Origin of the sequence: Streptomyces sp. NBC_01549 (assembly GCF_026339955.1) — a bacterium.
Taxonomy (GTDB): domain Bacteria; phylum Actinomycetota; class Actinomycetes; order Streptomycetales; family Streptomycetaceae; genus Streptomyces.
In genome coordinates this window covers 820,763-835,089 of sequence record NZ_JAPEPW010000001.1, presented here as the reverse complement: position 1 = coordinate 835,089, position 14,327 = coordinate 820,763, and the positions used below count along the sequence as shown (strand labels likewise).

The window sequence follows — 14,327 nt, the reverse complement described above, 5'->3', positions numbered from 1 at the left end:
ACCCGCTGCGGAACGCGAGACGACACAGGGGACACAGAAACCCCGGCTGGCCAGCCTGTCACGGACCGGCCCCGCATGGTGGAGGGCTGTGGTGAAGCTCTGTGAAGATGCGGGGTCGGCCGTACACCTGATGAACCGTCGTCCCGGAGCGCAGGGCATAGTTGGTGCCTGCGTGGCCGAAGTGGCCTTTCGAACACGATCGAGCAGTACAAAACGGGAGAAACGGGGACCATGGCAAAGCGTCAGGATGAGCTCGCCGCCTACACGTTCGCTCGCAAGCGCACCGTCGCGGCGTTCCTGGCGCCGTCGCCGGGCGGATCCGAGGAAGGCGCGCCGCGTCCCATCCGTACGGTGATGCCCAGCCTGGCGGTCGGCGTCGCACTCGTGGTGGGCTTCATCGGCTGGGGCGTGATCAAGCCGACGGCGCCCGAGGGCTGGGACAAGCCCGGTGAGTACATCATCGTCGACAGCGACTCCACGACGCGCTACGTCGTCCTCCCCGACGAGGCGTCGAACGGCAAGAAGACCCCGACGCTGCACCCCGTCCTCAACTACGCCTCCGCCAAGCTCCTCCTCGACAAGGGCAAGGGCAGCGTCCTCGAGGTCCCCGGCAAGGAGATCGACAAGAGCGGCATCCCCCACGGCGCGACCCTCGGTATCCCCTACGCCCCCGACCGGCTGCCCTCCAAGGACGACGCGTCGAAGACGAAGACCTGGGCGGTGTGCGAGCGCCCGGCCCCGGGATCGGACGACGCCATCGACCGTGCCGTCTTCGTCCTCGACGCCGACGACGCCAAGTCGCTCGGTGACGCGGGCAAGGTCAACGGCCGCGAGGCTCTGTACGTCGTCGACCGCAAGACCTCACTGGAATACCTGGTCGACGGCAAGGGCAACCGCTTCCTGCTGGGCGGCAAGTCGGGTCTCGACGACACCACCATGGCGCAGCTGCTGCGCTCCGCCGTCATCGGCAGCAATGCCGAGCCGCAGCCGGTGAGCCAGGAGTGGTTGCGCACCCTCAACGACGGTGGGGTCATCGCCTTCCCGGCGGTCCCGTCCGCCGGACAGCCGACCACGGTCCAGGGGCTCCCCGCCGATGCGAACAAGGTGGGCCAGGTGCTCGAGGCGCAGGACGCGGGGGGCAAGCAGTACTACGTCGTCCTCAAGGACAAGGTCGCCTCCGTCACGTCCTTCGTCGCCGAACTGCTCAAGCGGTCGCCCTCCGCCGTGGGGACCGATGCCGTCAAGGTCCCCACCCAGGACATCATCGCGGCCAACAGCGGCCAGGCGGACCGCTTCTACGCGGACAAGGGCTGGCCCGAGAGCGTTCCGCAGCAGGCCAACCCCGCGGCCACGGGGACCGACGAGGCCCGTACCACCTCGTGCAGCGTCTACAACGGCACCATCGGCACGGACAAGAAGCCGCAGCTCGCCGCCTGGGCCGGAACGACGTACCCCAAGAAGGTCATCGCCGATTCGCTGAGCGCCTACGTCTCGTCCGGCTCGGGGCTCCTCTTCCAGGAGGTCATCGGTGCGGCAGGGGGCGGCGGGGCGACGTACCTGCTGACGGACACGGGCCTGCGGTACTCGCTGCCGGCGAACAACGACAGTGAGGCGGAGGGGAGCGGCAGCGGTTCGTCTTCGTCGTCCTCTTCGTCGTCCTCTTCCTCCTCGTCCTCGTCGGAGGGTGGGGCGAGCGAGACGGACAAGGCGCGCACGCGGCTGGGTTACGAGGACGTCTCCAACCCCGCGATCGTGCCGCAGACTTGGGCGACATTCATTCCGAAGGGGCCCACTCTCGACACCGGTAGCGCGGCGCAGGAACAGAGCCAGTAGCCAGCCAACGGGCGGGCCGGCAGGCGCACTTGAGAGTAAGACGGCCCGTGGGTCACGAGACGATCGCTCAAGTGTGTGAGCCGTGTAACTGATTGGTCCTGCCTGTGGATGAATGACAGGCTGACGATAGAGTGTTTGCAGCGCTCAATGATGCGAAGTTCCTCCGGGCACCAGGGCAGGTTTCCCGGATCAACGACAACATGGGGGAAGGTTCATCATGGCCGGCCAGTTCCGGGTAACAGAGGACGAACTCACAAAGCTCTCCGGTGACATCAGCACCGTCAGCGGTCAGCTGCAGGGCGAGATCCGCCGTCTCAACGGAGTGATCGACCAGATCGCGGGCGGCTGGCAGGGCCAGGCGGCCCAGTCCTACCGCCAGCTGCAGGACCGTTGGAACTCGGACGCGAAGAGGATGAGCGACATCCTCAACGACATCAAGGAAGCCGTGGACTCCACGCGGAGCAACTACTCCGCGTCGGAAGAGCAGCAGAACAGTGAGATCAGCAAGATCATGTCCGACTTCGGCTGATCAAGCCGCGCGGACTCCAGCTGTTCCTCCCGATCTCGATCGATCTTCATCGATCCCACCGGATCTTCATCGATCCCAACAGATCTGCATCGATCTTGATCGATCTCCACTGACTTCCCACGACTCTTCCTGAAAGGGAACGACGATGTCGATCCTCGTCAATTACGCAACCATCACCAACGCCTCCACGGACGTGAAGTCGACCGCCGGCCGCATCAAGCAGCAGCTCGACGACCTCGAGGCCGCGGTCAAGCGCGTCGCCAACTCCTGGGAAGGTGAAGCGCAGGAGGGTTACCAGCGCAAGCAGCGTGAGTGGGACCAGACCGCCGCTGACCTGCACGCGACCCTGCTGAAGATCTCCACCGCGCTGCAGAGCGCGGCCGAGAACTACCAGGCCACTGAGAAGAGCAACGCCTCGACCTGGGGCTAAGCCCGTCGGCGACCCGAGGGACATGAGATGAAGAGAATCGGCCCAGTGGACGCCACGGCGTCCGCTGGGCCGATCTCTGCTTCGGGGTCGTACACAGTTCCTGCGGTACCGCGCACAGTAAATCCAGCAAATCTTCTCACTCACCATCGACACGACCGTCACACAGACATGACCCAGCTTCGAAGGAAGCAAGGAAGCCCTGGGGGCCTGAACATGGGGGGCCTGAACGTGAAAGGCCAGACAGTCCGTTCGCGCAGCCGCAACAGTGGAACCCGCGCACTGCATCGGGTTTTTGGCGTGCTAGCGGCGACCGGGATCTGCTGCGTGTCGGCGCCGGCGTCGGCGCCGCTGGCACTGGCGGACACGGCGGTGCCCACCCGCCTCACGGACTCAGGCAGCCCGGACTTCGGCCTGGCAGCCAGCACGGAGTGCGTCTTCGGTGGCGACGTCATCAAGTCCACACCGTGGTCGCTCCAGCGGATCCTTTTGGACCAGCTGTGGGGACAGGCGAAGGGCAAGGGCGTCACGGTCGCGGTGATCGACACGGGCGTCGACGACTCCAACGTCCAACTGCGCAGTGCCATGGCTTCTGGCGGCAAGTCCTACGTCGGCGGTTCCACGGACGGCACCCAGGACCTCGAAGGCCACGGCACCAGGGTCGCGGGCATCATCGCCGCCCGCCCGATCAAGGGCACGGGCTTCGTGGGCATCGCACCGGACGCCAAGATCCTTTCCTTCCAGTACACGGGCGGGGAGGAGAAGCAGGGCAACTCGGGGACCATGTCGGCGGCCATCCGGGCCGCGGTCGCCGCGGGCGCGAAGATCATCAACATCTCCTCGGACACCGCGAACAAGAAAGACGACCCGACACTGCGGACCGCCGTGGAGGACGCGGTGGGCCAGGGTGCCCTGATCGTGGCGGCCGCCGGCAACGACGGAGCCGACGGCAAGTCCGCGGACACCTACCCCGCCTCGTACCCGGGCGTCCTGGCGGTGGCGGCCTCCGACCGCAACGACGAACGCGCCTACTTCTCACAGGCGGGCGACTTCGTGGACGTCGCGGCCCCTGGGGTCGACATGGTCTCCACCGTCCCCAAGAGCGGCCAGTGCAGCGCCGACGGCACAAGCTTCGCGGCCCCGTACGTCGCGGGCGTAGCGGCCCTCCTGAAGGAGAAGCACCCGACGTGGAAGGCGGCCCAAATCGCCACCCGCATCGAGGAAACCGCCCAACGCCCGGGCCGCGAACCCAACCGCTACATCGGCTGGGGCGTGGTCGACCCGGTCGCCGCGCTGTCGGACGACTCCACGCCGGGCAACTCTCCGACGCCGGACCCGGTGGTCACGGCCGGTGCGGGCAGGGTCATCCCGATGGCCGTGACGATGGGCGAGAGCGAATCGGAGCGGGAACGCCGGATCGCCATTTACGTCCTGGGCACGGGACTCGCGCTGGCCCTCGTGGTTGCGGGGAGCGGGGTGGCTGTGCGGGACTGGCGGAGTCGGCGGGTTGGGCGGGCTGGGCGGTCGGGTTAGCCGGCTTGTGCGATGACTGGGCGACTTCGGCAATTTGGGCAACTTGAGCACCGAGCGGGTGCTGACAACTTGAGGAACAGGGGAGAGGACAACGGGGTATGAGTAACGATGTGCGGGTTGATCTGAGCGCGCTGGATGAGGTCATCCGCAGGCTCTGGAGATTGCTGGACGACATGGACAAGGCTGGCACCACGTCGAAGTACGACACGGAAATCCCGATGGACGCCTTCGGACAGACCTGCTACTTCACAGAGTCCGGGGACCTGCATGCGGCGCAGGGCGAGATGAAGACCAAGATCGAGAAAATCATCAAGCAGCTCCATGAGTTGATCGACGACTTCAGCACGAAAACCTCGCATGTCCGGGACAAGTACAACGATAAGGAGCACGAGATCAAGACGAGCGTGGGGGGCGACTCGGGTGGCTCCACGGACAAAGCGCTGAAATAGCAGGCAGGTTGTGGAAGTAGCACTGACGAGGGGAGTGTGGCCATGGCCGATACGGTAGGGGACTACAAGGCCAGCCAGCAGTACGCGGAAAATCAGGAAAAGGAAAGGAAGGCAGAGCGCAAGAAGGAACATGACCGCCTCCTTGAGTCCGACAAGGTCGCACACAATGGGCAGGGCGGCCGTCCCACAGGCCTCAAGACGGACTTCATCTCCTACTCGATCAACGGCCTGCGCTCGATGATCCTGGACTCCAACCCAGGCAAGATTTCGGAGGTTGGAAGCCACTGGAAATCGGTCCACAACATCCTCTCCGGCGGCGACGGTGACGGCAAGAGCGGCGGTGTGGACCAGGTTTCGGCGAAGGACAGCGTCGCGGGCATGCTGCAGAGTGCTGTCGACAACGTCCTGGAGCACTGGGAAGGCCAAGCGGCTGAAGCCTTCCGGAAGAAGGCGGACGACGTCGGGGCCCAGCTTCGCAACGGGGGCGCGCACGCCAACTTCATGGCGGAGCAACTCTTCGCGATCAGCAAGGACCTCGATTCTTCCAAGGCCAAGATGGAGGAAATCAAGGAACCGTCCATGGCCGAGAGGGCGAGCGACAAGCTCAATGACGACGGCCGGGATGACTCCCAGATGAGGAAGGACCTGGCTGCGGGCGTCAGGGCCGACACGGCCGCCCAGGCAGACGAGAAGAACCTGTCACTCCAGATGGAGCGGCGGCTTCAGGCCGTGGCGGTCATGGAGGACTTGGCGGCCAACTACCAGGTCTATTCGAAGAACCTCAAGAGTGGCGGGGCAATTAACGAGAGAGAGGGCGTCAGCCCTCCGAATAATAACGTGACGATGCCTCCTCCGGTCTCAGTGCCGAGTGCTTCGGCTGGCGGACCCAGTGCGGGCCGTGTGGCCAACAAGCCGTGGAGCGCTGGCTCGACCACCAGCATCAAGCCGGTCCCCGCGGTGCCCCGTGACCCGGGTATCACGGGTGGTTCGCAGCTCCCGACCGCCAAGACGAATGTGGACAGCATCTCCCCGGGCCTGACCGGGACTGGCCCCAGGACGGGCGTTGGCGGACCCAGCGTTGGTGGTGGCAACTTCGGCACCAGTGGAGGTCAGGGTTCTGGCATCGTGACTACTGGCGGAGTGTCTGGCCTCGGGGGCAGTACTGCCGGACGCGGCGGCATCGGAGCCGCAGGTGGTCGCGGTGGCTTGGCCGGTGGCGGTGCGGCGGGTCGCGGTGCCGGAGGTCGAGCCGGTATGGGCGGCATGGGTGGCGGGGGGGCCGGTGCGGCTGGTCGCGGCGGCGCTGGCGCCGGCGGCCGTGGAGCCCTCGCGAGGTCCCGTGGCGGTGTGGTCGGCGCAGCCAAGGGCGTCGCAGGCAAGGGAACTGGTGGCGGTGCTGGCCTGCATGGCAGTCGCGGCGGAAGCCAGCGCGGCGCCATGGCGGGCGGAGCCGGCGGTGCGGGTGGTCGCGGCCGACGGTCCGAGGAAGAGAACAGCCAGGGCGACCGCCCCGACTACTTGGTCGAGGACGAAGAGACCTGGATCTCGGAAGAGGACCGTAACCGGAACGTACCGCGGACCATCGAGTAAGCACGTAAGCGGGCCGGACGGAAATTTTTCGTCTACCCATGTATGAAGGCTGGCGCACCCAGCCATCGCTGAGTGAGGAGCAAGGAATTGGGTTTCAAGCGAGTCTGGCCCACGACAGGCGTCGTGGCGTTGACAGGAGCCTTGCTCCTCACTTCAGCCCCCACTGCCTCAGCGGATTACATCCGAGACAAGCAGTGGGTCATTGATGTCATGGACTATAAGGCAGTTTGGTCAGAGTCGCAGGGCCAAGGCGTCACGGTTGCAGTTGTCGACACCGGGGTAGATGCCAACCACCCTGATCTGGTCGGCCGGGTGCTAAAGGGTAAAGACGTCACTGTAAACGGCGAAAATGCCCACGATGACACTGATGGTCATGGTACCGGCATGGCTAGCCTCATCGCGGGGCAGGGGCATGGGGAAAATAATTCCTCTGGTGTGATTGGCCTGGCACCGAAGGCCAAGATTCTCCCAATCAAAGCTGCCCATGCCAACGATTTCAATGATGATGAGTGGGCCAAGGGAATCCGATATGCAGTTGATCAGGGTGCAGATGTGATCAACCTGTCATTCACTGATTCTCTAGCTTCTCCTGGTTCTGAGGGCGCTAAAGCAATTCAGTATGCGCAGCAGCATGACGTTGTTGTCGTGGCCGGTACTGGAAATGATGGAGTCGCCGAGTTGCCCTATCCTGCAAAGCTGCCAGGGGTGGTGACTGTAGGTGCAATTGGCGAGTCTCTGAAGGTCTGGGAGAACTCCAATTATGGTGAAGGAGTAACACTCGCTGCCCCCGGTGTCAATATCGTCGAGGCTGATCCAAGTCAGTCCAGTGGTTATTCAGAAGGAACGGGTACTTCTGATTCAACTGCCTTCGTCTCAGCTGCCGCTGCCCTTGTTCGCGCCAAGTACCCCGACCTCACCGCAGGCCAGGTCATCAACCGCCTGATCAAATCGGCCACATTCCTCAACCACGACGTCAAGAAGGCGCCTGATGAGGAGTACGGCTACGGCATTATCCGCCCGTACAAGGCGTTGACGATGGACATCCCCAAGGGCTCCAAGGAAGGCCCTCTCGCGCAGGCGTCGCCGTCCACGTCCGCGAATTCAGGTGCCGCCTCCGACGACAACGACAGCACGAGTCTGGCCAAGAAAAAGAAGAAGTCCTCCTCGGGCAGCATTCTTCTCAGCGCCGGCATCGCAGTCGGCGTGGTCGTCATCGCCGTCCTCTTCGTGGTGATGCGCAGCCGCCGCAACGGCGGTAGCGGCGGCCCCGGCTCCGGCGGCGGAAGCCCCTCGTACGGCACGGGCTACCCGCCTCAGCCCCCGACGGGCTATCAGCCGTACCCCAACACAGCTCCCAACCAGGGGTACCCCACGCCTCCAGGACAGTCCCCGCAGCACCCCAACCCTTACGCCCAACAGCCCCCGCACCAAGGGCAGTAGGAGTAGAAGCTCACCCATCCAGCGGCTGCGGAGGGCGCTAGGTAATCACGGTCCTCGTACTTCTGGTGGCGCTGGACGACGTCATCGGGATGCGCCACAGCCGGCGCGGCAGAGGCGGAGGCCGTCCAGGCACTGATGCTCCTGGGTACAGGGCAGCAGCAGGCCTATCCGAACCCTGCGTTGGGAGAGGTCTACCCGTCCTCTCCAGGGGTGGCCTCGCAACAGCCCAACACATATAGGCAAGGCCAGTAAGCAGCGGTAGTACTCTTCCTCGCCGTCGCGAGGCGGCAAAACTCTATAGGGATAACGAATGGTCCGCGAGCCCGACAAAAAGATCGATGAGTCCGAGTTCTTGGACATCGCGAAGGACCCCGCCGAAGCGCGGGCCCTGAGGAAGGCGCTGGAGCAGCTCGCGAGCGGTAGCGCGGGGGGCGTCCTGAAAGAAATGTCCCAGGAAGTCCTGTCTGGCCGCATCGGACTCCGTGAGGCTTCAAACATTCCGGCCTATGTCGAGGCGGTGAGTGAACGGAGCCACGACTTCCTGAAGGCGTGGGACGAGATGAGCGAGCAGGAGCGCGCCGCCAAAGCGGCGGAAGGTGAGGGCTATCTCGGCGAGTTGCGCCGGGAAATGGCCGACGAACGAGGCGTGGGCGCCGCCGAAGACAGCGGGAACTCGCGCCACAGCGGGAAGGGTTGGTCCCTCTACTAGTCCGGAACTCAACAGCTTACGGTAGGGACACACGAAGGGGAATGACCATGGATTTCTCGGTGCAGGCTGATGATCTCGAGGGATACGGGAGACTCCTATCCCGCGCCGATGAAGATTTGCAAGCTGGCGTGCAATTTATGGCCACCCATGCCAACATCGATGACCAGGCTGGTGACCTTTGGCAGTTCGTATTTGGCCAGCACAGCGAGATTTCCGAGGAAGCGAAGACTTGTCTCAATGGTTTTCAGCACATCCTCAAGGCATCCTCGGATGAGCTCGCAAAGTCGGCTCAGTATTACCGCACTACGGATGCCGACCAGGCGCGGAAACTTGATCGCCAATATCCGGGAAGCAAGACCGATCGTAATGGTGACACGGAGGCCAGCAAGGGCGGTTCTTCGGGTTTCGCCGACAAGGTAGACGCAACGGATCGGTTGAAGGCGCCGGGCGGCGCTGACGGTTACAGCGCGGGGTTCGTTTCGGAGCTCAAGGAGCTTCCGGTTGAGAAGGCTCTTGGTACGCTTCTCGATTTCGGAAGCCCGTCGGCTATGGCTCTTGAATTCATTAAAATGTTCACGGGCTGGGATCCTGTTGGGGATTTCACAAGTTGGTTGGCTGGAGATTGGGAATCCTTCCAGGGATGCGCCGATGCATGGGGCAGCCTGGAGGGGGTGAGTGATGGCATCACGGTGAACGTCCGTGCGGGAAACGTCGAGTTGGATTCATCATGGCAGGGGAATGCTGCAGATGCGGCATACGCGTACTTTGATGAACTTGGTGGTCGGCTTGATTCTCTGGCGGAGACGTTCAACTCGCTGCAGGCGCAGTACGAGGACATTGCGAGAACGGTCTATTCTTTTGCCGAATTGATCAAGTCGATTATTATGGATGCCATCGATCTAGGCTTGCAAGGAGCCATCAAGATGGCGGCCGGTACGGCATCGGGACCGTGGGCGGCCGTGGCACTTTATGCTCTGGCAATTAAAGACGCCATGGAGGTGATTAAGAAGTATAGCGAAGCGGTTGAAATGTACGAGACGCTTCTCAAGGCGGTCAATGGAATCTGCGGTGTCATCCGAGGCGTCATGGCCAAGACCATTCATGATGCACAGAACTTCCCCGTCCCGGGCTCTGCTTACAACAACCCGGCAGTTTAACCGTTCGTATCGTAACCGATCTGGAGGAAGATCATGATCGTCCCCGAACTTCCCCCCATGGAGGAACAAAAAGCGGAAAATGGTATTTTTGCGCATAGTAGCTATCTATTCTATATCTGGCTGCTGATTGCGGTGGCGATTTTCGTTCCGCTGCTTTTCATCTATGGAGCGAGAACGCACTTGGGTCTCATCTGGATCCCGGTATTTAATATGTGCATCACCTATAGTGCGCTCTTTTTCACGATTCGAGCTTGGCGCCGGAATGAAAAGCCGCGCATCTACCTAGGCTTCGCAACCATGGTGGCCAGCTTCTTGGTGAGTGTATCGGCCTACTCTATGGCTGCGTGATTTATTAAGCCCGGATCCACCGGCTTGATTGTGGTGTGATCGGTTCGGGGTCGTGCAGGGCGTGTCGGGGCTGAGTTGCGGATTCGGGCGTGGGGTGGCCGCTGGTCTGCCCAGCCTTTCCACTTTTCCGCAGTTCTCGGGCCCTTTCGGGCAGGTCGGTCGGGGAGTGTCAGGGGGCTGGTGGCGCGTGCACGATGCTGAAGAGCTGGGTGAAGTCCGTGCTCCAGGGCCAGCGTTCGGGCAGGTGCAGGGTGAGGCGGCGGGCGGAGCGGGCCAGGCGGGCGGGCACGTTGATCAGGTGGTCACGGATGGTGGCGGTGGTCGCTCTGGCATGGAACGTGCCGGCCAGTGCGCCGGCGGCGCGGGTCAGGTTGTGCGCCAGGGCGGCCAGGGCGAGCCACGCGGCATTGGCCTGGAAATGCCCGGAGGGTGCGTGGGCGAAGGCGCTGTTCTTGACATCCGCGATCACCTGCTCGACGACAGCGTGCCGTCGGTGATCACGCTCGGCATCGTTCAAGGAGAGCGGGGAGTCGGTGAACGCGGCGTGGTAGCGCCAGGTGTCAAACAGCGTGCCCTGTCCGGCGGGGACGGTGCCAGTGTTCAGGCGTTTGACGCGGCGCACGATCAGACGGGCGGTGACCTGCTGCTTCTTCGGCTTGGAAGTGAAGGCGGTGTAGCCGGTCTCGGCTATCTCGGCGTCGGAGATCCAGCACTGGCCCTCCTCGTCCCAGACCGCCTTGGGGTACTTGATCGGCATCCAGGCGTCCTCATCGATGCGGGCGATGGCGGCCTTGACGGAAGCGTTCATCCGCACGGTGATGGAGAACCGCGCGCCCAGCGCCCGGCAGGAGTTGACGACATCGGCGCCGTAGAACGCCGAGTCCGCGCGCATCACCAGCAGGCCATTCGCGCCGCAGGCGCGGGCGGTGCGGATGGTCTCGGCGACGAACGCTGCCGCCCCGCGCGCGGAGTTCGATGGTCCCTTGCGCAGCCTCGTGGCGGCGATCACCGGGGCGGCCAGGGGTGTGGAGACGATGCCGAGCAGCGCGTTCAGGCCCTTGACCTTGCTGTATCCGTAACCGGTGCCCTGCTTGGCGTAGCCGTAGGTGCGGCGGATGGTGTCATCGATGTCCACGTAGGCGACCTGGTCCGCGCCGGGCAGCAGCGGGGCGTGACGGGCCAGTTCGGGAAGGAACCGGCGGGCCACGGCGTGCAATTGCTTCACATGCCCGTGCGTGAAGGAACGCAGAAACGACCCCAGCGTGGACGGGGCCCGCACACCGGAGAACAGGCGGCCCATCGCGCCGTGCCGTAGCCGGTGCATGTCATCGATGCTGTCGGCGCCCGCGACCATGCCGCCCACCAGCGACATCACTTTCGCTGTGGGGAAGGCACCGGTGCCGTCCTTCGAGGCCGGCAGACGGATGTACTCCCCGACCAGTGCGGGCAGACCGCACCGCTCGGCCAACCGCACCACCGGCTCCAGGCCGCCGTACGCGATTAGGTTCGGGTCGTCGAACGCGGATGAGACCGCCGCTGCGGCATGGGAAGATTGCATCTCGGAAGTGCCTTGCTGATCGTGCCTGATGTGGTCCTAGAGAAACCCCATCATCGCAGGTCACAAGGCACTTCTTCGTTCCCCGAGAAACTGTCCACAGACATCAAGCCGGTGGATCCAGGTTAAGGAATTATCCAAAACGGGGAGTGAGTGAAAAAGGTGAGGTGGCCAAGAGTCAACAGGTTCGTGGCCAGAAAAGCGCTGACGCCCTTGTTTCTCGGTATGCACGTTGTTCTCTTCATCGAACCGTAGGGGCACCGCGATGACAATCGTGCTCGGAATTGGTGGGGTGGGAACTGGCAGCACGACCTGACTGCCCTGTCTCGTCATACTCGCAGTTTTGCTGTGATCTAGATACCAAGAATGAGAAGGGACCCTCCTAGTACTCCAGCTGTAGATCGTGATCTTCATGTCTGGGCTGCGGCTTGTCGGCGGTAATGGCTGATCTGTGATCGTGCCTGGTGGCGTCGTCGCCAGTCGGACCAGCCGAGCCGGTGGGCGAGGTCGTTCAGCGGCCGGACGGTGACGGCGAGGAACAGGTGCTGGATCTCGTTGCAGGTCAGCGGGGCCAGGTCGTCCGGTCCGGCGCGATGTGTGTGTTCGTCTGCGCGGACGACTGCGAGGAAGGCATGAGCGAGCATGGCGAGGGTGACCCAGCGGCTCCAGGACGGGTAACGGCGGACCTGGTGTTCATCGAGTCCGGCCAGGCCCTTCTCGATCTGGAAGGTCTCCTCCACCCGCCACCTGGATCCGGCCGTCCTGACCAAGGTGTGCAACGGGACCGGCCCGGTGGAATGGCAGCGGTAGTAGGCGAGTTCTCCGGTGGTGCGGTTGCGCCGGATCAACAGCTGACGGTGGCCGGGCGCCGGGTCGGTGAGGTCGATGACGGCCCAGTCGTAGTAGCGGTGCCCCTTCGCGCCGCGTCCGGCGGACAGTTTCTGCCAGGCCCGCTTCGGGAGCTTCCTGGCCAGCGCGTCGGCGCGGAACGTGCCCGCACCGGTGGTCACTTCGGCCGAGCAGGCCACTGCGAGGACATAGCCCAGGCCGCGTTTTTCCAGGGCGGACCTCAGTTTCGGGTTGCCGCCGTAGACCTCGTCGCCGGTCACCCAGTCGATGCGGTGCCCGGCGTCCAGGAACCGTTCGATCATCGTGCGGGCCAGCTCCGGCTTGGTGGCGAAGACGGTGTCCTCGCCGAGCCCGGCCGCCCGGCATCGGTCCGGGTCCGAGGTCCACGAGCGCGGGACGTACAACTCCCGGTCCACCGCCGCGTGCCCGCGGGCGCCCGCATAGACGAGGTAGACGGCGACCTGGGAGTTCTCGATCCGTCCGGCGGTTCCGGTGTACTGGCGCTGAACCCCGACGGTGCGGGTGCCCTTCTTCACATCGCCGGTCTCGTCCACGACCAGCACTGCCGCCTCGTCGTGGAGATGTTCGACGACGTACTCGCGCACGTCGTCCCGCACGGCATCGGCGTCCCAGGCGGCCCGGCATAGCAGGTGCTGCATGCCATGCGGGGTCTTCTCCCCGGCCCACTCCGCGATCGTCCAGCAGTTCTTGCGCGGCAGGTCCGACAGCAGCCCCAGCACCAACCGCCCAGCCCGCAGCCGGGGTTCGACCCGGGCAAACCGGCCTGCGATGCGGCCCATGGCCACCTCGAACACCTCCCGCCAACGGCCTGGATCTATGCTGTGACCTGCGGCCACCGTCTCTTCGTCAGTCCACACAACTCACGATGATCAACGGTGGCCGCACCCGTCACCGCACCGGCCCTGGCTATCCGCGCACTGGCCATCACGTACGGTCTGCGGCATGACGGCAGAGGATTCGAAGGCCCCAAAACCCCGGGTGCAGTTGGTCATTGGCATCATCCGCCAAGGCGACGAGATCCTGCTCGTGCGAGAGAGTCTCGGCGCCGCCGGCGAGATCCTCTGGTCGCTGCCCGGTGGCGGGGTCGAGGACGGCGAGCTCATGCACGAAGCCCTCCGGCGCGAGCTACGGGAGGAGACCGGCCTGCTGGTAGGCGACCCGGTGCGGACCGCATTCCTCATGCACATCGACTCCGAGCCCTACCCTTCGGCACTGGCCGCTGCCTTCGAGATCGACGAGTGGTCGGGTGACATCGCGCCACAGGACGACGACATCAAACAGGCCGCCTTCTTCCCCCTGCCCGACGCCCTGAAGCTGCTCGGCGAGCTGGACAGCGCAACACAGCGGGAGCCCATCGTCGGCTATCTGACCGGGGATGTCGCGCCCGGGACCACCTGGCTGTACCGCAACCGAGGTAGAGACGAGACGCTGGTCGCCCGCTGGTGACGCCAGACGATGGCCACCACACGAAGATCACGATCTACAGCTGGAGGTGTGCCACGAACACTGAGAGTGAGGTTGATGTAGGCAGAGACCCTGCTTGATGTGGTGCTGTGCGGAAGATGAAGGTCTTGTGGCCCTTCGGCGTCGCCCTGCGGTGGGAGGCGTCAAACCGCCCCGAGCTGCGTTGGCTGAAGACCGTCGTGGTGAGCGTCCGGGGAAAAGGCGCTGGTCAGGCGTCAGGTGGGGACCGGGAAGGCGAACGCGAGTGAACCGCTGATGACGTGTCGTAAGTAGTAGGTGACATCGAAACCGGGGTGACTTCAGGATCCCGGGACAAGCCTGGCGGGTGACCGCTTATTGGCCAGGCGGTGTCCGGCATGAAGGCGGCGCGAGCCCGGTCTGCGGCTTCCGTGCGGAACGTGGGAAGGCGTGTCGCGATACTGC

The 14,327-nt window shown here is 64.1% G+C and carries 13 protein-coding genes; 11 read left to right on the top strand and 2 right to left on the bottom strand.

Going from position 1 to position 14,327, the window contains the following annotated elements; translation table 11 throughout:
• Positions 1 to 231: 231 nt before the first annotated feature.
• The 10 genes from eccB (at position 232) to OG819_RS03445 (ending at position 10,015) form a co-directional block, all read left to right on the top strand.
• Positions 232 to 1,833: a type VII secretion protein EccB gene (eccB, locus tag OG819_RS03490; RefSeq protein ID WP_266629259.1), complete on the top strand. Its 1,602-nt coding sequence runs from the start codon at positions 232 to 234 to the stop codon at positions 1,831 to 1,833.
• Between the two features lie 217 nt (positions 1,834 to 2,050).
• On the top strand, positions 2,051 to 2,362 hold the full coding sequence (locus OG819_RS03485) for a WXG100 family type VII secretion target (RefSeq protein WP_030602125.1): 312 nt from the start codon (positions 2,051 to 2,053) through the stop codon (positions 2,360 to 2,362).
• A 145-nt stretch (positions 2,363 to 2,507) separates the two neighbouring features.
• Positions 2,508 to 2,792 carry a WXG100 family type VII secretion target gene (locus OG819_RS03480; RefSeq protein WP_266430643.1) on the top strand — a complete coding sequence of 95 codons (285 nt, stop codon included), beginning with the start codon at positions 2,508 to 2,510 and terminating at the stop codon, positions 2,790 to 2,792.
• A 324-nt stretch (positions 2,793 to 3,116) separates the two neighbouring features.
• Positions 3,117 to 4,322, top strand: coding sequence for a type VII secretion-associated serine protease mycosin (gene mycP, locus OG819_RS03475; protein WP_266647971.1), 1,206 nt, complete (start codon positions 3,117 to 3,119; stop codon positions 4,320 to 4,322).
• A gap of 98 nt (positions 4,323 to 4,420) precedes the next feature.
• Positions 4,421 to 4,771 (top strand): hypothetical protein, encoded by a 351-nt coding sequence (locus tag OG819_RS03470; RefSeq protein WP_266647969.1) that lies wholly within the window; start codon positions 4,421 to 4,423, stop codon positions 4,769 to 4,771.
• A gap of 42 nt (positions 4,772 to 4,813) precedes the next feature.
• Entirely contained in the window at positions 4,814 to 6,361 is a 1,548-nt protein-coding gene (locus OG819_RS03465; protein WP_266647967.1) for a hypothetical protein, read from the top strand.
• A gap of 210 nt (positions 6,362 to 6,571) precedes the next feature.
• On the top strand, positions 6,572 to 7,801 hold the full coding sequence (gene mycP / locus OG819_RS03460; protein ID WP_266647965.1) for a type VII secretion-associated serine protease mycosin: 1,230 nt from the start codon (positions 6,572 to 6,574) through the stop codon (positions 7,799 to 7,801).
• Positions 7,802 to 8,111: 310 nt separating this feature from the next.
• Positions 8,112 to 8,510: a hypothetical protein gene (locus tag OG819_RS03455; protein WP_266647963.1), complete on the top strand. Its 399-nt coding sequence runs from the start codon at positions 8,112 to 8,114 to the stop codon at positions 8,508 to 8,510.
• Positions 8,511 to 8,557: 47 nt separating this feature from the next.
• Positions 8,558 to 9,667: a hypothetical protein gene (locus OG819_RS03450; RefSeq protein WP_266647961.1), complete on the top strand. Its 1,110-nt coding sequence runs from the start codon at positions 8,558 to 8,560 to the stop codon at positions 9,665 to 9,667.
• Positions 9,668 to 9,700: 33 nt separating this feature from the next.
• A complete protein-coding gene (locus tag OG819_RS03445; protein WP_266647959.1) occupies positions 9,701 to 10,015 on the top strand; it encodes a hypothetical protein in 315 nt (104 codons plus the stop codon).
• A 169-nt stretch (positions 10,016 to 10,184) separates the two neighbouring features.
• Here the strand turns inward: OG819_RS03445 and OG819_RS03440 are convergent, their stop codons facing one another.
• Positions 10,185 to 11,573: an IS1380 family transposase gene (locus OG819_RS03440; protein WP_266622617.1), complete on the bottom strand. Its 1,389-nt coding sequence runs from the start codon at positions 11,571 to 11,573 to the stop codon at positions 10,185 to 10,187.
• 407 nt (positions 11,574 to 11,980) lie between these two features.
• A complete protein-coding gene (locus OG819_RS03435; protein ID WP_266647957.1) occupies positions 11,981 to 13,219 on the bottom strand; it encodes an IS701 family transposase in 1,239 nt (412 codons plus the stop codon).
• A gap of 163 nt (positions 13,220 to 13,382) precedes the next feature.
• Between OG819_RS03435 and OG819_RS03430 the strand changes: the two genes are divergently transcribed.
• Positions 13,383 to 13,886, top strand: a complete 504-nt coding sequence (locus OG819_RS03430; RefSeq protein WP_266647955.1) for an NUDIX hydrolase — start codon at positions 13,383 to 13,385, stop codon at positions 13,884 to 13,886.
• Positions 13,887 to 14,327: the final 441 nt, after the last annotated feature.